This window comes from Mycobacterium sp. 1465703.0, assembly GCF_001672975.1.
Taxonomy (GTDB): Bacteria; Actinomycetota; Actinomycetes; order Mycobacteriales; family Mycobacteriaceae; genus Mycobacterium.
Window position 1 is genome coordinate 1 of sequence record NZ_LZKU01000209.1, and the last position, 18,099, is coordinate 18,099.

An 18,099-nucleotide genomic window follows, 5' to 3' on the forward strand; every position below is an offset into this window, starting at 1 on the left:
AGCTTCCAGGATGGGGCTGCTGGTTGACGACTTGTTGCTATTGGCCCGCCTCGACGTGCAGCGGCCGCTCGAACACCATCGGGTGGACCTGTTGGCACTGGCCAGTGATGCCGTACATGACGGGCAGGCGATGGCCCCGCGGCGTGCCATCACCATGGAGGTGCTGGACGGTCCCGGCACCCCGGAGGTGCTCGGCGACGAACTACGCATCCGGCAGGTGTTGAGCAACCTCGTCGCCAACGCCTTGCAGCACACCCCGGAAAGCGCGGATGTCACCGTGCGAGTCGGCACCAAGGGCGACGACGCGGTGCTCGAAGTCGCGGACAAGGGTCCCGGCATGAACCAGCAGGACGCGTCGCGGGTGTTCGAGCGGTTCTATCGCACCGACTCGTCGCGGGCACGGGCCAGCGGCGGCACCGGCTTGGGGCTATCCATCGTCGATTCGTTGGTGCGGGCGCACGGCGGTGTCGTCACCGTGACCACGGCGCCGGGCGAGGGTTGCTGTTTCCGGGTGACGCTGCCGCGCATCAGTGACGTGCCGGCGCACGAACCGGCTCACGCCAACTGAGCCAGCGCCGCCTTGATCCTGGCCTGGGCCTCGTCCAGGGATTCCGCTGAGGGGTTGCGGTCGACGTTGGCGAAGCCGAAGTCGCTGAGGCTGCGGGTGGGGAAGACGTGCACGTGCAGATGCGGAACCTCCAGGCCCGCGATGATCAGGCCGGACCGCTCGGTTCTGAAGGCCTTGCACACCGCCTTGCCGATCAACTGACTCACGGACATGACCCGGGCGAATGCCGCGCCGTCGACGTCCTGCCAATTGTCGAGCTCGGCGCGCGGCACGACGAGGGTGTGGCCCTGGGTCATCGGCTCGATCGTCAGGAACGCGACGACGTCGTCGTCCTCATACACAAAGCGGCCAGGAAGTTCACGGTTGATGATCTTGGTGAAGATCGACGCCATGGCCCCAGCATAGGGGCGTCGTATTCCCCTCCGGCTAGTGGTCGCCGCTCAGTCCTGTTGGCCGAACGTCATCATCTCCAGGTTCCAGTAGCCGCGCATGTTGGTGATCAGGCCGGCGTCGTTGACCTTGTAGGTGAACACCCCGCGCACCGAGCTGGTCAGGCCGCCCTCGAACTTGCTGTTGAGCACCAAGATGTGGGCGATCTCGTCGGGCGAACTCGACGGGAAGGTCTCCTCGCAGGTGATGGAGAGCTGATTGGCGGCGATGTTGGTATCGAAGAACGCGCCGACGGCCTCCTTGCCGCGGACTCCGGTGCCGTCCGGGTTGGTGACGGACTCGCCGATCGGGTCCTCGATGACGACGTCGTCGGACATCAGCGCCAGCCAGCCCGCCCGGTCGTGTGCCTGCACGCACCGCCACGAGGACTGCGACGCGGCCAGGGCCGGGGATGCCTGAGATTCTCGAGCTGCTGCGGTTTCGGTCATTTGTGTTCTCCTGTAAGTAGATAGCGCATTCGGCGCGGGCCCCGGTGCTGGTGCACCGCCTCCACCAGCGTCCGGTACGCACCGACGTCATCGGTGGCGGCCAGGCGCAAACCACCCGGAGCCTCGCGATGGCGGCGGTCAATTCCGGTGGGGCGCAACGTGATCAGGCCGGTACCGCCGCGGGCGCCCCCGGAATAATCACAGGTGCGCTCCGACGGCGGGCCGTCCAACATGCCATCCCCCTTTTCCGAGGCACTTACGCGGTTGCAGGCCGTTATGGCGCCGATTCGTTGCGGCTCCTTGAGGTGGCCGAAGCCGGTCACGGTACGGACGCGGCTGATGACGGTGATTTACCGGTCGGCGTCGGTGAACCGGATGACGCCGCGAATGTTCTTGCCGTCCAGCATGTCCTGGTAGCCGTCGTTGATCTGCTCCAGCTTGTACTGGCGGGTGATCATGTCGTCCAGGTTCAGCTTGCCGGCCTTGTACATCGACAGCAGCTGCGGGATGTCGTACTGCGGGTTACCGCCGCCAAAGATGGTGCCCTGCAAGTTCTTCTGCATCAGGGTCAGCATTGCCAGGTTCAGGTTGACGTTGGTGTCCAGCAGGCTGCCGATGGCGGTCAGCACGCAGGTGCCGCCCTTTTGGGTGATGTTCAAGTAGTTGTCGACGTCGGCGCCCTGCAGCTCGCCCACGGTAACCACCACCTTGTGCGCCATCAGGCCATAGGTGACCTCGGCCATGCCTGCCATGGCGGCGAAGATGTCCGGGTAGACGTGGGTGGCGCCGAACTTCAATGCCTGGTCGCGCTTCCACTCGATCGGATCGATCGCGAAGATGTAGCGGGCGCCGGCGTTGACGGCTCCCTGCAGTGCCGCCATGCCGACCCCGCCGACACCGACGATGGCGACGTCTTGGCCCGGGCGGATGTCAGCGGTGCGGACCGACGAACCGTAGCCGGTGGTGACGCCACAGCCCACCAGCGCGGCGACCTCGAACGGGACCGACGGGTCGATCTTCACCACAGAGCTGCGGTGCACGACCATGTAGGGGGAGAACGTGCCCAGCAGCGTCATCGGGTAGACGTTCTGGCCGCGGGCCTGAATGCGGAAGGTGCCATCGGACACCGCGGCGCCGCCCAGCAGGCCGGCGCCCAGGTCGCACAGGTTGCGCATGCCGGCCTGACATGTCGGACACTGCCCGCACGACGGGATGAACGACAGCACCACGTGGTCACCTGGGGCGATGTCTTCCACGCCGGGCCCCACCTCGGTGACGATGCCCGCGCCCTCGTGACCGCCGAGTACTGGGAAGCCGGCCATCGGGATGCCCCCGGTGACCAGGTGATGGTCGGAGTGGCACATGCCCGCCGCTTCCATCTGGATCTTGACCTCATGCGCTTGCGGGTCGCCGATCTCGATTTCCTCGATAGACCAGGGCTGGTTGAACTCCCAGATCAGTGCGCCTTTTGTCTTCACGATGGTCCTGACCCCATTTCGCCTTTGGAATTGATCAGAGCTGACCGGCCCCTTTTATGCCGGCCAGCTAGGTGACGGGTGCCACAGGCACCCTCGTCGCGTCAGCATAGCGCGTGCAACAAATCAAATGCTTGGTTGGCTCCGCTCACCAGATCGGGACCGGTGCCTCACCAAGCGGGTAGTAGCCCGGCAGCTTCTCGCCGGCGACGCTGCGCTCAATGCGCTTCTGCATGCCCGCGCTGAGATCGCCAGATTCGATGAGCTTGCCGAACATGTACGCGACGTGGCCGAAGTCGAAGAAGTCGCGCTGCCACTCGATCAGTTGGTCGTCGTTGAGGCGGAACCAGCTGCCGCCGATGCCGTAGATCTCGTCCTGGGTGCCGTCGGTCTTGTTGACGATCTGCTTCCAGAAGCCGACGATCTCGCCCTGCTTCTCGTCGATGAGTACCTTCTGGTACTCGTACACCCAGTTCTCCAGGCCCTCCATCTCCAGGCCGAGGGCGATGTCGCGGATCTCGTCGATGCCGACGCACATCACGTCTTCCTTGGGGCCGATGTTCCAGCCGTAGGTGGCGTCTTTGGTGTAGAAGTCTGCCAATGGCCGCCAGTCACCAGCCTTTTCGCAGTCCTTGTTGGCCTGCAGCCAGCGGTCGACCCATGCCTCGAGTTGCTCGCGCGAGTGTGACGCCTGTGAATTCATGGGTCCTCAGTCTTCTTTCTCTTTGATCAATAGTGCTTGTGTTGGGCACATTTCGACCGCGCGCTCGACTTCGTCGCGGGCGTCTTCGGGCGGTTCCGGGTCGAGAATTTCGACCTTGCCCCGCTTGGGCACCCGGAAGTAGTCCGGCGCCTCCAGTTCGCACATGGCGTGGCCCTGACACAAATCCAGATCCGCTTCGATCCTGAATCCACCTGAGCCCATTGGATTTACTCCTTACGCGTTGCGCTTGCGATAGCGGACCTTCGCCGGCCGGGCAAGCTGCACGACCATCTTGGAGTGGTCGTTGTGGTAGCTGTCTGCCGACTGGGCCATTTCAAAGTCGTACTCGCGCAACAGAACCGAGAAGATCGCTTTGATCTGCATCTGGGCGAAGGCGGCGCCGACACAGCGGTGGCGGCCCGCCCCGAACGGAATCCAGGTCCACCGGTTGACGATGTCGGCCTGCTCGGGCTTGTTATAGCGATCGGGCTTGAACGCGTCCGGGTCTGGGAAGTCCTCGGGAATCCGGTTCGAGATCGCCGGGGACGCCGCGACGTAGTCGCCGTCGTGAATCGGGAAGCCCTCGACCTCGAATTCGCCCTTGGCGACCCGCATCAGGATGATCAGCGGCGGGTGCAGCCGCAGCGTCTCCTTGACCACGTTGTCCAGCTTCGGAATCGAGCGCAGCGCATGGAAACTCACTTCCTGGCCGTCGGCGTAGAGCTCCTCGAGCTCGGCCAGCACCTCGGCGTATACCTCGGGGTGGCGGATCAACTCGATCAGCGTCCACGCCGACGTCCCCGAACTGGTGTGGTGTCCGGCGAACATCAGCGAGATGAACATCCCGGTGACCTCGTCGGCGGAGAAGCGGGGGTTGCCGTCATCGTCGCGGATCGAGACCAGCACGTCGAGCATGTCGCGGTCGCTCTTGTCCTCCGGCGGGTTGGCCAGCCGCTGGTCCATGATCTCCTGAACCACCGCAACGAGCTTGACGCGCGCCTCGTCACGGCGCCGAAAGCTGTCGATGGGCAGGTACGGATCGACGTAACACAGCGGGTCGGTGCCGCGTTCCAGCTCGTGGTAGTACTCGGCGAACCGGTGGTCGAGCTGATTGCGGAATTTCACGCCGATCAGGCAGGCCGTCGAGGTGTAGATGGTCAGCTCGGAAAAGAAGTCGAGCAGCTCGATCTCGCCCTCGTCTCCCCAGTCGGCGATCATCCCCTTGACCTGAGCCTCGATGGTGGAGGCGTGTCCCTTCATCTGCTCGCCACGCAGCGCCGAGTTATGCAGCATCTCTTTGCGCCGCTCGGGGCTGGCGTCGAACACCACCCCCTTGCCGAAGATCGGCGCCATGAACGGATATGCCGCAGCCTGGTCCAATTCCTCGTCAGCGGACCGGAAGAAGAACTCGTTGGCTCCGGCGCCGGACAGCAGAATGACGTGCTTGTCGACCAGCTGGAACCAGCCGACGTCGCCGCACTCATCGCGGACGCGCTTCATCAAACCGATTGGATCGGTGCGGAATTCCTCGAGATGGCCGTGTTCTTCTTCGCCACCGGAAACCCGCGGCACGATGGCTGTGGTTGTCATGACGGCATCCCCTCTTCGCCGAGAGCGAGCTTGTGGCGATCCTTGTTGTCGGCCAACGGGGCTTCGGGTTGCAGTTCCATGTTGGCGATGAAGCCTCCGCGCGGTGTCTCGGCGACGAACGTGATGGCCCGCCCCAAATCCGCTGCGCGCAGGAAGTAGTCGTGGCGGGCCTGGCCCCATTTGGCCCAGTCCTCGAGCGCCGGGCCGATCTTCTCGGCCGGCAGACTCCAGCCCATCGCCGTCTTCGTCGGGCCGGGATGCACGATCGAGGCCCGCACGCCGGTGCCCTCGAGTTCCATCTGGAAATTGGTGACCATCGCGACCAGCGCGGCCTTGGCCGCGCCGTAGGCGCCCATGTGCGGCCGTTGGCGCAGGGCCACGTCGGAGCCGACGAAGATCAGGTCGCCGCGCTGCCTTTCGAGCATTCCGGGTAGCACCGCGGCCGCCAGCCGATTCGCGCCGATCAGGTGGATTTGCAGTTGCGACTCGAACTCGTCGGTGGTGATCTCGGCGAGCTTGCCGAAGTACGTGTCGCCCGCACCGGCCACCAGCACCTCGATGTCGCCGAGCGCGTCAGTCGACTGTGCGACAAAGGATTTCACCGAGTTCGGATCGGTGACGTCCAGGTGGAATCCGACCGCTTCACCGCCGTTGGCGTTGATCTTGCCGACGATGTCGTCCAGCTTCTCCACCCGGCGGGCACCCAAGGCGACCGGGAAACCGTGCGCCGCGAGTTCGATGGCGGTGGCTTCCCCGATGCCGGAGGATGCGCCGGCCACGATCGCAGGCCGCCGTTCGGGCAAGGGTTCAAAGCGGGGCATTCAGCGGACCTCCACGCTCATTGGTAGGTGAGCGAATCCGCGGACATTACTGGAGTGGACGCGGACGGCGTTGGCCTCGTCCACCTGATATCCGCGGATTCGCTTGAACAACTCGGTGAGCGCGACCCGGGCTTCCATCCGCGCCAGATGCGCGCCCAGGCAGAAGTGTGCGCCACTACCGAAACTCAATAGTTTGGGCCCGATTTCGCGCCCGATCTGGTAGTCGTCAGGGTTGGCGAAGACCCGCTCGTCGCGATGCCCCGACCCGGGCAACAGCAGCAGGACGTCGCCCTCGGGAATGGTGGTGTCGTAAAGGGTCAGCTCTCCGGACACGGTACGGGCCAGGATCTGGCTGGAGGTGTCATAGCGCAAGGTCTCCTCGACCCACAGCGGTACCCGGGACAGGTCGCCGTAGACCGGCGTCAGCTGGTCCGGATTCTTGTGGCCCCAAAATGCGGCATTGGCAAGCAGTTTGGTGGTCGTCTCGTTTCCGGCGATCACCATCAGGAACATGAAGCCGAGCACTTCGTCATCGGTGAGCCGGTCCCCTTCGATCTCGGCTTCCAGCAGCGCCGAGGTCAGATCGTCGGTCAACTGCTGGCGCCGCTCGGCGACCATCCCCTGGTAGTAGACGATCAGGTTGAGTGACGCCTCGATGGCTTCCGGCGGTACATCGGTGACACCCTCCTCGCGGTGCATCACCCCGTCGGCCCAAGCCCGGACCTGATCGCGATCCGGCTCGGGAACACCCATCAATTCGGAGATGACGTCCATCGGCAGCTTGCCGGCGAACTCGTCGACGTAGTCGACGGTGCCGTTTTCGGCCTTGCCCAGCATGATGTCGAGATGCTGGGTCGCGATCTCGGTGACCCGGGGCTCGAGTTCGCGAATCCGGCGCGGTGTGAAGCCTTTTGAAACCAGTGTTCGCAGGCGCAGGTGGGCGGGGTCGTCCATCGCCAGAAACGACATCGTCTTGCTGGCATGCGGGCCGCGCGACGCCGGATCCAGCGAGACACCGTACTTGTTGGAAAGCGTTGTGCTGTTCCGGAATCCCTGCAGCACGTCCTGGTGGCGCGACAACGCCCAGAATTTCAGCTCGTCATTGCGGTACAGCGGCGCCTCGTCGCGCAGCCGCTTGTAGTACGGGTACGGATCTTCGTGGAAGTCGTAGTCGTAAGGATCGAGCACCAATTCGTGGTCGCCCACATGGACGGTCATCGTGCGTCTCCACTTAATTGTTCGTGGTCTGCTTCGGGGCTGGCCGGTTGGCTGGTTTGTTGTCCGGTGCCGCTGAGAATGAGCCGCACCACGTAGGCCAGTCGGTCGGCGATCTCGCGATAGCTGAACTCGCCGCTGCCGCCCTGGACCAGCGCGCCGAAAAACGACATCTCCAATGCCGACACGGTGGTCGGGTCGGCGTCGGGGCCCATCGCCGAGGTGATCCGGCGATGGATCTCCGCACCGATCCGGTCGCGGGCCGCACGCACCGCGGGGTCGGCGCCACCGCTGAGCAATGCCGTCGTGCAGGCCGCGCTGACCTCGGGCTCATCGGCCACCACCAGCGCCAGGTGGTGCAGCACCTGCTCCACCCGGGTGGCCATCGGAACGTTGACGTCGGTGAAATAGGGGACCTGTCGCACCAGGTCCAGATAGACCTCGGCGATCAAATGATTCTTGGAGGAGAAGTAGGTATACGCGGTGGCCGGGGCGACCTTGGCGCGGGCAGCTACCGCGCGCACCGTGAGGTCGGCGTAAGACTTCTCGCGCAGGGTTTCTATGCCGGCCGCGAGTACCTTGCGGAAGGTTTCCTCCTGGCGACGGTTGCGCGGCGGCTGACCGGTGTTGCGGTCGCCGTCGGACGTCATCGTAACCAGTGCGTCGCTGGACACATGTCCAAGCTAATCGATGGTATCGGCAGGAAGCAAGCCCGTGCTCCAATTATGCTGGTAAATCGCCATTGTATGAGCGATTCTGATCGGAGCCCGACATCGGCTCTTGCACGGTCGACGGCCGGGCGACTATGGTTCGATCGGATAATATCGGACAACTGTCCACTAGAGCGGCGGGTCGGGTCGGCCGCACACAGACGGGAGCGCGATATGGCCTTGTTGGCCGACGGCGTAAGTGAACTTTTCATCGACGGCAAGCTGTCGGCCGGCAGCGCCGGCAACTTCGCCACGGTGAATCCGGCGACCGAGGAAGTGCTCGGCGTCGCCGCCAACGCCGACGCCACCGACATGGACCGGGCCATCGACGCCGCGCGGCGCGCCTTCGACGAAACGGACTGGTCGCGCAACACGGAACTGAGGGTGCGTTGCATACGGCAGTTGCGCGACGCGATGCGCGACCACATCGAGGAATTGCGCGACATCACCATCGCCGAGGTCGGGGCCCCTCGGATGCTCACCTCGGCTGCCCAATTGGAGGGACCGGTCGGGGACCTGAGCTTTGCCGCCGATACCGCGGAATCCTACGAGTGGAACCAGGACCTCGGCCAGGCGTCGCCGATGGGCATCCCCACCCGGCGCACCATCGCACGGGAGGCCGTCGGTGTGGTGGGCGCGATCACCCCGTGGAACTTCCCGCACCAGATCAACCTGGCCAAGCTGGGACCCGCGCTGGCCGCCGGCAACACCGTGGTGTTGAAGCCCGCACCGGACACCCCCTGGTGTGCGGCCGTGCTCGGCGAAATCATCGGCGAACACACCGATTTTCCGCCCGGCGTCGTCAACATCGTCACGTCCAACGACCACCGGCTGGGGGCGCTGCTCTCGAAAGACCCTCGGGTGGACATGGTTTCGTTCACCGGCTCAACCGCGACCGGCCGAACGGTGATGGGCGATGCCGCCGCGACGATCAAGCGGGTCTTCCTGGAGTTGGGCGGCAAGTCGGCGTTCGTCGTGCTCGACGATGCCGACTTGGGCGGTGCCTGCTCGATGTCGGCGTTCACCGCGGCTATGCACGCCGGGCAGGGATGCGCCATCACGACCCGGCTGTTGGTGCCGCGGGCCCGCTACGACGAGGCCGTCGCGATCGCGGCGGGCACCATGGGCTCGATCAAGCCCGGCGACCCCGACGACTCCGGAACCGTTTGCGGACCGGTGATTTCGGCCCGGCAACGGGAGCGGGTGCAGAGCTACCTCGATCTGGCGATCGCCGAGGGCGGGACGTTCGCCTGCGGCGGCGGCCGTCCTGCGGACAAGGACCGCGGGTTCTTCATCGAGCCCACCGTGATCGCGGGGCTGACCAACGAGGCGCGGCCCGCCCGTGAGGAGATCTTCGGCCCGGTGCTCACCGTGATCGCCTACGACGGCGAAGACAACGCACTGCGCATCGCCAACGACTCGCCATATGGCTTGTCGGGCACCGTGTTCGGTGCCGACCCGGAACGCGCCGCCAACTTCGCCTCGCGGATGCGGGTGGGCACCGTCAATGTCAACGGCGGTGTCTGGTACTCCGCCGACGCGCCGTTCGGCGGATACAAGCAATCCGGTAACGGACGCGAAATGGGCCTGGCCGGCTTCGAGGAGTACCTGGAAGTCAAAACCATTGCCACAGCGGTGCAGTGACCGCGCCAGCAGGCGACCGAGAGGGAAACATGCGATTCGAGAACAAAGTCGGCATCGTCACCGGCTCCGGGGGCGGCATCGGGCAGGCGTACGCCGAGGCGCTGGCCCGTGAGGGTGCGGCGGTGGTGGTCGCCGACATCAACGCGGAGGCCGCCGAGAAGGTGGCCAAGCAGATCGTCGCCGACGGCGGAACAGCCATCAGCATTCCGGTGGACGTGTCCGACCCGGCGTCGGCCAAGGCGATGGCCGACCGCACGCTGGCCGAATTCGGCGGCATCGACTACCTGGTCAACAACGCTGCGATCTTTGGCGGCATGAAGCTGGACTTCCTGCTCACCATCGACCCGGAGTATTACCGGAAGTTCATGAGTGTGAACCTCGACGGCGCGCTGTGGTGCACGCGTGCGGTGTACAAGAAGATGGCCAAGCGCGGCGGCGGTGCGATCGTCAACCAATCCTCCACCGCCGCATGGCTGTACTCGAACTTCTACGGCCTGGCCAAGGTCGGGATCAACGGCCTGACCCAGCAGCTGTCCCGCGAACTCGGCGGCCAGAAGATCCGGATCAACGCGATCGCCCCCGGCCCCATCGACACCGAGGCCAACCGGACCACCACCCCGCAGGAGATCGTGCAGGACATCGTCAAGGGTCTGCCGCTGTCCCGGATGGGCACACCCGACGACTTGGTCGGCATGTGCCTGTTCCTGCTCTCCGACGAGGCATCGTGGATCACCGGGCAGATCTTCAATGTTGACGGCGGGCAGATAATCCGGTCATGACGGGAGGAAGGGTCATATGACCGACCAGCTGACGCTCGGCTACATCGGCCTGGGCAACATGGGTGCGCCGATGGCCACCAAGATGACCGAATGGCCCGGCGGGGTAACGGTTTACGATATCCGCACCGAGGCGATGACGCCGCTGATCGAAAAGGGCGCCGGCGTGGCCGACAGCGTCGCCGATGTCGCGGCAGCCGACATCATCCATATCACCGTGCTCAACGACGCCCAGGTGCGCGAGGTGGTCGGTGAGCTGGCCGCTCATGCGAAGCCCGGCACCGTAATCGCGATCCACTCGACCATCAGCGACACCACCGCGGTCGAGCTGGCGGCCCAACTCAAACCGCAAGGCATCCATATCGTCGACGCGCCGGTCAGCGGCGGGGCCGCCGCGGCGGCGAAGGGTGAGCTGGCCACCATGGTGGGCGCCGAGCGTGAGGTGTACGAGCGGATCAAGCCGGCGTTCAAACACTGGGCGGCGATGGTCGTTCACGCCGGTGAGCCGGGTGCGGGCACCCGAATGAAGCTGGCCCGCAACATGTTGACGTTCACGTCCTACGCCGCCGCGTGTGAGGCCATGAAACTGGCCGAGGCCGCCGGCCTGGATCTGCAGGCGTTGGGCCGGGTGGTCCGCCATACCGATGCTCTAACCAGCGGTCCAGGGGCGATCATGGTCCGTGACAATATGAAAGACCTTGAGCCGGACAACTTCCTGTATCAGTCCTTCGTGCATGCCCGCGGGCTGGGGGAGAAGGACCTGAGCCTAGCGTTGGCTCTTGGCGAGTCGGTGTCGGTCGATTTGCCGCTTGCCGAATTGGCCTACCAGAGTTTGGCCGCTGGGCTGGGGGTACCACACACGGAGAAAGAGGCGTAATGGACGAGCTGCGCAGCAAGGGCCTCGCGAAGATGAACGAGGTCTACGGCTGGGAGATGCCCAACGTCGAAGGCGACGCGTACTTCGACCTGACCGTCGATCACCTGTTCGGCAGCATCTGGACGCGGCCGGGGTTGTCGATGCGCGACAAGCGCATCATGACGCTGACGGCGGTGACCGCGATCGGAAACCGCGATCTGGCCGAAATCCAAATCAACGCAGCACTTCTCAATGGCGAGCTCACCGAGACCGAGCTGAAGGAGATGGCCGTCTTCCTCACCCACTACCTGGGCTTCCCGCTGGGTTCGGCGCTCAACGGCGCCGTCGATGCCGTCGTTGCCAAGCGCAAGAAGGCCGCCGCGAAGGGTTCCGGTGAGGACAAGAAGGCCAACGTGGACGCCGCATTGAAGATGCACTCGGGTGAAAGTCGTGATTAGCAGCTGATGCGCGGTCGCTGCGTCGGATCGCTTTTCCGGCGCCGGTCCTTGTGAGTCCCGCTGAACTCCCGGGTGTACAGGCGCAGCGGAACGGAATATCCTCGATCGCGGTGTTTGGCGCTTAGCACCGCTGATTCCCAGCGTGCTGTGCCCAACGCGCGAGCGGCGGTCTGCACTGCAATCAGATAGGAGCGTAGGGACAGCATGGCAAAGGAAAGCCTGGACGAAGGCGAAGCGCCGATTATCGTCGGTATGGCGGAAGCGGCGATGCACATGTACATCACCGCCATCGCCGCATTGCCCGACGGTAACGACGACTTGTTTCGGCCCCGAGTCGAGGTAATTCTCGCTGGCTTGCGCAAGCTGCAAAAGTCGCTGACCGATGGCGCGGCCCGCAGCAGGCTGACTCCCGGGGTAATCGTTGCGCTCAGCGAAGGTCGCCGGTGTTATGACGACCTAATGGAGCGCGCCGCGGCCGCACCCACGGCCACGCTGGGCCAGCAGCTCTACGTGGCTCGGCTACACGCCAAGCTCTCGGCGAAGGAGGCCGCGAACGGGGCCGGACTGCGTGCGGAACTGCTCGACGCCCTGGAAGCGGGCGAGATACCAACCGAGGATGAGGCGATCAAAGTCAAAGGACTGATCGAGGCCCTGAGCCGCGGCGTGCCAGCAATAAGCATCAACGAGGGTGACCGCGAGCGATCGTCCATCCATTCCCTCGACGAATCCGTGGCGTGAACTTGTCACCCACTACCTCGGCTTTCCGCTGGGTTCGGCGCTCAACGGCGCGGTCGACGCCGTAGTGGCCAAACGCAAGAAGGCCGCGGCCAAGGGAGCCGGCGAAGACAAGAGGCCAACGTGGACGCCGCGTTGAAGATGCACTCGGGCGAGTGATCCGCCAATCTCAGTACGGCTGAACGCCTTCGGGTATCACGTAGTCGGAGATCGGCGCGGTCACGCCGTTGATCGTGGTGCCGCCGTTGATGATTCCCGGCGCCATTTCTAGCATGTTGTGCGGGAAACCAAGCGTGGGTTTGGTCAGTGAGTCGAGCCGCGCCAGCTCGTCGGCGTCGAGGTGGACGTCGACGGCGCGCACGTTGTCCTCAAGCTGGGAGAGCCGGCGTGCCCCGATGATGACGGACGAGACGGCAGGCTGCGCGCGGACCCAGGCCAGAGCCACGCTGGCGACGTTGGTTTCGTGCGCCTTTGCGATGGCCTCCAGTTCGTCGATGACAGCGTAGGTCTTCTCATTGAGGAAGGCATCGACCATTTCGCCGCGGTCGGCGCTGTGCCGGCCGCTATTGGCGCGGGTGTACTTACCGCTGAGGACGCCGCTTTTCAGTGGCGACCACGGCGTGATGCCGAGGCCGAATTCGGCGGCCATCGGTACGAGTTCCTGTTCGATGGCGCGCTCCAGCAACGAGTACTCGACCTGTAGCCCGACGAACGCCGACCAGCCGCGGAACCCGGCGATGAGGTTGGCCTGGGCGATCTTCCAGGCAGGCGTATCGGAAACGCCGATGTAGCGCACCTTGCCGGCACGAACGAGGTCCTCGAGTGCGGCCATGGTCTCTTCGATAGGGGTATTCGCATCCCAGATATGCAGCCAGTACAGGTCGATGTAGTCGGTTTGCAAGCGCCGCAACGAGTTTTCGCAGGCGCTGATCAGCGACTTGCGGCCCGAGCCACCCCCGTTGGGATCACCCGGATACAGGTTGCCGCTGAACTTTGTCGCGATCGCCAACCGATCACGCCGTGCGGGGTGGCGCCCGATGTGATCGCCGATGATCTTCTCGGAGTGGCTGCGGGTGTAGAAGTTGGCGGTGTCGATGAAGTTGCCGCCGAGTTCGAGGTAGCGATCGATGATCTGTTGGGACTCTTCGACACTGGTGCCCCACCCGAGGTCCTCGCCGAACGTCATGGCGCCCAGGCACAACGGGCTGACACGTAAGCCGGACCGTCCGAGTGTCACGTATTGATCCAGCGGCATGTTGCCCACTTCCTGGTAGATTGTTCGCTTATGGGATTGTTCATAACAAAACTAGTTCATAGCTGAACGACAGGCAAGTCGATGTCAGCAGTCGATGCGGCCAAGATCTGGTCATTGAACTACCGGGTGCTGCTTTCGGTCATCTCGTGCGCCGAGGCCGACATCTGCGCGCTGGGCCTCGAGTCCAAGGAGCTTTTCTTGCTCGCCGAGATCGACGAGCACCCCTACCCGGCCGAACTGGCCACGACGTTGAGCATGCCGAAGGCGACGGTGACGCTCTACCTGAAACGGCTCGAGGCCGCGGGGTTCGTCCGCCGCGAGATCGACCCATCCGATCTGCGCCGGCACCGGCTACTGCTCACCCCAGCCGGGCGCCAGGCCGTCAGGAAAGGTCTGACGCTGCTCTCCGACGAGTTCGACAAGCGCCTCGGTCGGCTCACCGCCACGCAACGTAACGACCTGAAGGGGTTGCTGGAGAAAATCCTGTGATTGCGGGGACTGTGAGCGTTAGCCGTTTGGCCGGGCTAGTCTGACCTGTCGTGCGCGTCCTGGTGATTGGCTCCGGTGCCCGTGAACATGCGTTGCTGTTGGCGCTACGCAAAGACCCGCAGGTCACGGGGCTGGCGATCGCGCCCGGCAACGCGGGCACGGTTCGACTGGCCGAGCAACATGACGTCGATATCACTTCGGCGGAAGACGTCGTCACCCTGGCGCGCGAGGTCCGCGCTGACCTGGTGGTCATCGGTCCCGAGGTGCCACTGGTCCTCGGGGTAGCCGACGCACTGCGATCGGCCGGCATCGCCTGTTTCGGTCCCAGCAAGGACGCCGCTCGCATCGAAGGCTCCAAGGCGTTCGCCAAAGAGGTCATGGCCGCCGCGGGGGTACGCACCGCGGCCAGTGAAATCGTCGACACCCCCGCGCATTTGGATGCCGCCCTGGACCGGTTCGGCCCTCCGGCGGGGGATGCGGCGTGGGTGGTGAAGGACGACCGCCTGGCCGCCGGTAAGGGCGTGGTGGTGACCGCGGACCGCGGTGTCGCGCGAGCGCACGCTGCCGGGTTGCTCGAGGCCGGCCACCCGGTGCTTCTCGAGTCCTACCTGGACGGTCCGGAGGTGTCGCTGTTCTGTGTGGTCGACGGCGAAACCGTGGTGCCGCTGCTGCCGGCGCAGGATTTCAAGCGTGTCGGCGACGGCGATAGCGGACCCAACACCGGCGGTATGGGTGCTTATGCGCCGGTCCCGTGGCTTCCCGACGAGGTGTATCGCGACGTGGTCAGCAACATCGTCGAACCCGTTGCGGCCGAGCTGGTTACGCGCGGCAGCTCGTTCACCGGATTGCTGTATGCCGGGCTTGCGATCACCTCGAACGGGCCCGCGGTCATCGAATTCAATTGTCGCTTCGGCGATCCCGAGACCCAAGCGGTGCTCGCACTACTGGACTCTCCGCTCGGCCAGCTGTTACACGCGGCGGCCAGCGGCACCCTGGCGGACTTCGGCGAGCTGCGCTGGCACGACGGTGCCGCCGTGGCGGTGGTGGTGGCGGCGGAGAGCTACCCGGGACGCCCCCGGGTGGGAGACGTCATCGTCGGCTCGGAAGCTGACGGGGTGTTGCACGCCGGAACGGCGCGGCGCGACGACGGCGAAATCGTCTCGTCGGGAGGTCGAGTGCTGTCGGTGGTGGGAACGGGCGCCGACCTGGCCGCCGCGCGGGCCGAGGCCTACCAGGTAGTTCGTTCAATTCGGCTGCCGGGCAGTCATTTCCGCAGCGACATCGCTCAGCTGGCGGCCGAGGGCAAGATCCGCGTCTAGAAGGCGGCGGCCTGGCCGTCGCGGCGCGGATCGCTGGCGGCGAAGTAGCCACCCTCCAGGCGCCAGATCGCCTGGCAGCTGCCGAACTGGTTGTAGTCGTCGACGGCAACCAGATCGTGTCCGCGACGGCGCAGCTCCTCGAGTGTCGCGGCTGGGAAACCTTTTTCGCAGCTGACCTGCATCCCCGCTACCCACCGGAACCGCGGGCCGTCACACGCCGCTTGCGGGTTCTGCCGGTGATCGGCGATGCGCACCATCACCTGCACATGCCCCTGGGGCTGCATCATTCCGCCCATCACCCCGAAGCTCATGACCGGTGCTCCGTCTTTGGTCACAAACGCCGGAATGATGGTGTGGTAGGGACGCTTGTGTGGGCCCACGCTATTCGGATGTCCGGGAGCCGCAGTGAAATTTGCCCCACGGTTTTGCAGCGAGATGCCGGTGCCCGGGACCACCACGCCCGATCCGAAACCCATGTAGTTCGACTGGATCATCGACACCATCATGCCGGCGGCGTCGGCGGCGGTCAGGTACACGGTTCCGCCGGCCGGTGCCCCGGAGGTCGCCGGCTTGGCTCGGGCACGGTCGATCATCGCCGCACGCGGCTTGAGATAGTCCTTGTCCAACAGGCGCTCTGGCCGCAGCGGCATGTGTTCGATGTCGGCGACATAAGCCTGGGCGTCGGCGAACGCCAGCTTCACCGCTTCGATCTGCAGGTGCACGCTGTCAGCGGAATCGGCGGGCAGCGAAGCCATGTCGAAATGCTCCAGGATGCCCAGAGCGATAAGTGCGACGATTCCCTGCCCGTTCGGCGGGATCTCGTGCACGGTGTATCCGCGGTAGCCGCCGTCGACCGTGCCCACCCAGTCAGCCTGATGGGCCGCGAGGTCGCCGCCCCGCATGGCCCCGCCGTGGTCCAGCGCATGCGCCTCGAGTTTGGCGGCCAGGTCCCCGCGATAGAACGCCTCGCCGCCGGTTGCGGCGATCGTCTCGAGGGTAGCGGCGTGATCCGGGAACCGGAATCGCTCACCGGCTCTCGGTGCTCGCCCGCCGGGTAGAAACGCGTCGGCGAAACCGGGCTGGTCTTTGAACAACGGCACCTGCGCGGCCCACTGCTCCGCGACCGTCGGCGAAACAAGAAATCCATTGCGGCCATAGGCTATTGCCGGTTCGAAGAGCCGCTCGAACGGTAGCTTGCCGAACTTGGCATGCAGTTCCGTCCACGCCGACACCGCGCCCGGCACGGTCACCGAATTCCAGCCGAGGGCCGGAACACCCTTGCCGTCAAAGTATTCCGGCGTCCATGCGGCAGGCGAGCGGCCCGAGGCGTTCAGCCCGTGCAATTGCTTGCCATCCCACACGATGGCGAAGGCGTCCGAACCGATGCCGTTGGATACCGGCTCCACGATTGTCAGGGTGATGGCCGTGGCGATGGCCGCGTCCACCGCGCTGCCCCCCTGGGCGAGCATGCGCAAGCCGGCTTGGGCGGCAAGCGGTTGCGATGTGCACACAACGTTTTCCGCCAGGAGGGGCTTGCGCGGCCAGGCGTACGGGAAGTTCCACTCGAAAGGCGTGCTCACCTCCCCGAGCGTAACGGCGGTGGGACACTGAGCTCCCTTCGCCGCCCTGACGTGCCGCTCGAGGCGTCCTCACGCCGTGAGCAGCGGCGCCATCCAGGTCAGCTCGGCCGGCAACTGTGAGCTCCAAAACGCTGCATCGTGGCCACCCGGTGAGAAGCCGCCGGCCGGCGGATTGGGCAGCTGTGCGATGAATTGCTTTGTCGCAGCGTAAAACGGATCGCTGTTGCCGCAGTCGATCCGGATGGGGATCGAGGCCAGCGCGGGCATGCCGAACACCGAATTTGCCGCGAAGTCGTCCGGCCCGTCGAAAGCTCCCGGTGCGGTCGCGCCGGAGGACATCCACAGTGCCGGACTCACCGCGCAGATCGCCGCGGTGCGGCCCGACCCCAGCCGGCCGCCCAGCAGCAATGCGCCGTAGCCCCCCATGGACCAACCCAAGAACGCCACCCGTGAGGTGTCCAGATTCTGATTGCCCAGCAGCGGGATGAGCTCGTTGAGCACCATGGCGCCACTGTCCTCCCCGGAAGAACGCTTGTGCCAATATCCGCCACCGCCGTCAACGGCGACCACCGCGAACGGCGGCAACCCCGCGTCGACGGCCTGCGCCAGACCCTGTTCGACACCGCCGGCCATCACCGTGGACGCGTCACTGCCCTTGCCGTGCAGCGCGATAACCGTTCGCAGCGGCTTGGTTTGTCCCGGCGGACGAGCGATAGCCCAGTTGGTACTCACGCCGCCGCGCGCCTCGGAAACGAAGGAACCGGTCACCATGGTGGGCGCGGCCGCCGCCGGAGGAGCCGGATCGCGCGGCACGCTCGGCGCGGGCGCCAACGGCAGCTGAGTACTGGCCGTCGACACCGGGGCAGCGTGAGATGCGCGGGGCTCTAACAGGTTGTCAACCCCGTAGACGCCGACGGCCCCGAGAGCTGCGCCGGCGCCGAGGCCGAGCAGCGCGCGTCGGCTCAAGTCGGGCATGCGGGCCATTATGCCTTGGCCGTTTGGCCGAAATGGCAATGCAGTACCACTT

The 18,099-nt window shown here is 65.2% G+C and carries 20 protein-coding genes and 2 pseudogenes; 9 read left to right on the plus strand and 13 right to left on the minus strand.

Annotation, left to right across the window (positions count from 1 at the left end; genetic code table 11):
* A pseudogene (locus A5625_RS19705) lies at window positions 1–584 on the plus strand (sensor histidine kinase); the annotation flags it as partial.
* Here A5625_RS19705 and A5625_RS19710 read toward each other — a convergent pair.
* The 10 genes from A5625_RS19710 to A5625_RS19755 form a co-directional block, all read right to left on the minus strand.
* Window positions 556–960: an HIT family protein gene (locus A5625_RS19710; RefSeq protein WP_066997724.1), complete on the minus strand. Its 405-nt coding sequence runs from the start codon at window positions 958–960 to the stop codon at window positions 556–558. The pseudogene A5625_RS19705 and the gene A5625_RS19710 sit on opposite strands and share 29 nt — an antisense overlap.
* A gap of 48 nt (window positions 961–1,008) precedes the next feature.
* Window positions 1,009–1,446, minus strand: coding sequence for a ketosteroid isomerase family protein (locus A5625_RS19715; RefSeq protein ID WP_066997728.1), 438 nt, complete (start codon window positions 1,444–1,446; stop codon window positions 1,009–1,011).
* Window positions 1,443–1,679, minus strand: coding sequence for a hypothetical protein (locus tag A5625_RS29690; protein WP_197516163.1), 237 nt, complete (start codon window positions 1,677–1,679; stop codon window positions 1,443–1,445). The genes A5625_RS19715 and A5625_RS29690 overlap by 4 nt, the downstream gene beginning before the upstream one ends.
* A 117-nt stretch (window positions 1,680–1,796) precedes the next feature.
* Window positions 1,797–2,924, minus strand: a complete 1,128-nt coding sequence (locus A5625_RS19725; protein ID WP_066997734.1) for an NDMA-dependent alcohol dehydrogenase — start codon at window positions 2,922–2,924, stop codon at window positions 1,797–1,799.
* Between the two features lie 145 nt (window positions 2,925–3,069).
* Complete coding sequence (locus A5625_RS19730; protein ID WP_066997737.1) at window positions 3,070–3,624, minus strand: hypothetical protein; 555 nt, start codon at window positions 3,622–3,624, stop codon at window positions 3,070–3,072.
* A 6-nt stretch (window positions 3,625–3,630) separates the two neighbouring features.
* A complete protein-coding gene (locus A5625_RS19735; protein ID WP_066997740.1) occupies window positions 3,631–3,846 on the minus strand; it encodes a ferredoxin in 216 nt (71 codons plus the stop codon).
* Between the two features lie 12 nt (window positions 3,847–3,858).
* Entirely contained in the window at window positions 3,859–5,214 is a 1,356-nt protein-coding gene (locus A5625_RS19740) for a cytochrome P450 (RefSeq protein ID WP_066997743.1), read from the minus strand.
* On the minus strand, window positions 5,211–6,035 hold the full coding sequence (locus A5625_RS19745; RefSeq protein WP_066997746.1) for an SDR family oxidoreductase: 825 nt from the start codon (window positions 6,033–6,035) through the stop codon (window positions 5,211–5,213). Before A5625_RS19745 ends, A5625_RS19740 begins: the two co-directional genes overlap by 4 nt.
* Window positions 6,036–7,253: a cytochrome P450 gene (locus tag A5625_RS19750; protein WP_066997749.1), complete on the minus strand. Its 1,218-nt coding sequence runs from the start codon at window positions 7,251–7,253 to the stop codon at window positions 6,036–6,038.
* Window positions 7,250–7,924 carry a TetR/AcrR family transcriptional regulator gene (locus A5625_RS19755; RefSeq protein WP_066997752.1) on the minus strand — a complete coding sequence of 225 codons (675 nt, stop codon included), beginning with the start codon at window positions 7,922–7,924 and terminating at the stop codon, window positions 7,250–7,252. The genes A5625_RS19750 and A5625_RS19755 overlap by 4 nt, the downstream gene beginning before the upstream one ends.
* Before the next feature lie 210 nt (window positions 7,925–8,134).
* On the opposite strand from A5625_RS19755, the gene A5625_RS19760 reads away from it, so the two are divergent.
* The 6 genes and pseudogenes from A5625_RS19760 to A5625_RS29240 form a co-directional block, all read left to right on the plus strand.
* Window positions 8,135–9,604, plus strand: a complete 1,470-nt coding sequence (locus tag A5625_RS19760) for an aldehyde dehydrogenase (RefSeq protein ID WP_066997755.1) — start codon at window positions 8,135–8,137, stop codon at window positions 9,602–9,604.
* A 29-nt stretch (window positions 9,605–9,633) separates the two neighbouring features.
* The gene (locus A5625_RS19765; protein WP_066997759.1) at window positions 9,634–10,383 is read left to right on the plus strand and encodes an SDR family oxidoreductase; all 750 of its coding nucleotides are present in this window, start codon (window positions 9,634–9,636) and stop codon (window positions 10,381–10,383) included.
* 16 nt (window positions 10,384–10,399) lie between these two features.
* Entirely contained in the window at window positions 10,400–11,257 is an 858-nt protein-coding gene (locus A5625_RS19770) for an NAD(P)-dependent oxidoreductase (protein ID WP_066997762.1), read from the plus strand.
* Window positions 11,257–11,694: a carboxymuconolactone decarboxylase family protein gene (locus A5625_RS19775; RefSeq protein ID WP_066997765.1), complete on the plus strand. Its 438-nt coding sequence runs from the start codon at window positions 11,257–11,259 to the stop codon at window positions 11,692–11,694. Before A5625_RS19770 ends, A5625_RS19775 begins: the two co-directional genes overlap by 1 nt.
* Before the next feature lie 204 nt (window positions 11,695–11,898).
* Entirely contained in the window at window positions 11,899–12,432 is a 534-nt protein-coding gene (locus A5625_RS19785) for a forkhead-associated protein (RefSeq protein ID WP_066997772.1), read from the plus strand.
* Between the two features lie 4 nt (window positions 12,433–12,436).
* Window positions 12,437–12,588 (plus strand): annotated as a pseudogene (locus tag A5625_RS29240) (carboxymuconolactone decarboxylase family protein); the annotation flags it as partial.
* Window positions 12,589–12,598: 10 nt separating this feature from the next.
* On the opposite strand, the gene A5625_RS19790 reads toward A5625_RS29240, so the two are convergent.
* Window positions 12,599–13,693, minus strand: coding sequence for an aldo/keto reductase (locus A5625_RS19790; protein ID WP_066997775.1), 1,095 nt, complete (start codon window positions 13,691–13,693; stop codon window positions 12,599–12,601).
* Between the two features lie 72 nt (window positions 13,694–13,765).
* On the opposite strand from A5625_RS19790, the gene A5625_RS19795 reads away from it, so the two are divergent.
* Together A5625_RS19795 and purD are read left to right on the plus strand one after the other, a co-directional pair.
* Window positions 13,766–14,173 (plus strand): MarR family winged helix-turn-helix transcriptional regulator, encoded by a 408-nt coding sequence (locus A5625_RS19795; protein ID WP_066997778.1) that lies wholly within the window; start codon window positions 13,766–13,768, stop codon window positions 14,171–14,173.
* Window positions 14,174–14,223: 50 nt separating this feature from the next.
* The gene (gene purD, locus A5625_RS19800; RefSeq protein WP_066997780.1) at window positions 14,224–15,492 is read left to right on the plus strand and encodes a phosphoribosylamine--glycine ligase; all 1,269 of its coding nucleotides are present in this window, start codon (window positions 14,224–14,226) and stop codon (window positions 15,490–15,492) included.
* Here purD and A5625_RS19805 read toward each other — a convergent pair.
* Both A5625_RS19805 and A5625_RS19810 read right to left on the minus strand, forming a co-directional pair.
* A complete protein-coding gene (locus tag A5625_RS19805) occupies window positions 15,489–17,072 on the minus strand; it encodes a gamma-glutamyltransferase family protein (RefSeq protein ID WP_066997783.1) in 1,584 nt (527 codons plus the stop codon). The genes purD and A5625_RS19805 overlap by 4 nt on opposite strands.
* 69 nt (window positions 17,073–17,141) lie before the next feature.
* The gene (locus A5625_RS19810; RefSeq protein ID WP_066997786.1) at window positions 17,142–18,059 is read right to left on the minus strand and encodes an alpha/beta hydrolase-fold protein; all 918 of its coding nucleotides are present in this window, start codon (window positions 18,057–18,059) and stop codon (window positions 17,142–17,144) included.
* Window positions 18,060–18,099 lie beyond the last annotated feature (40 nt).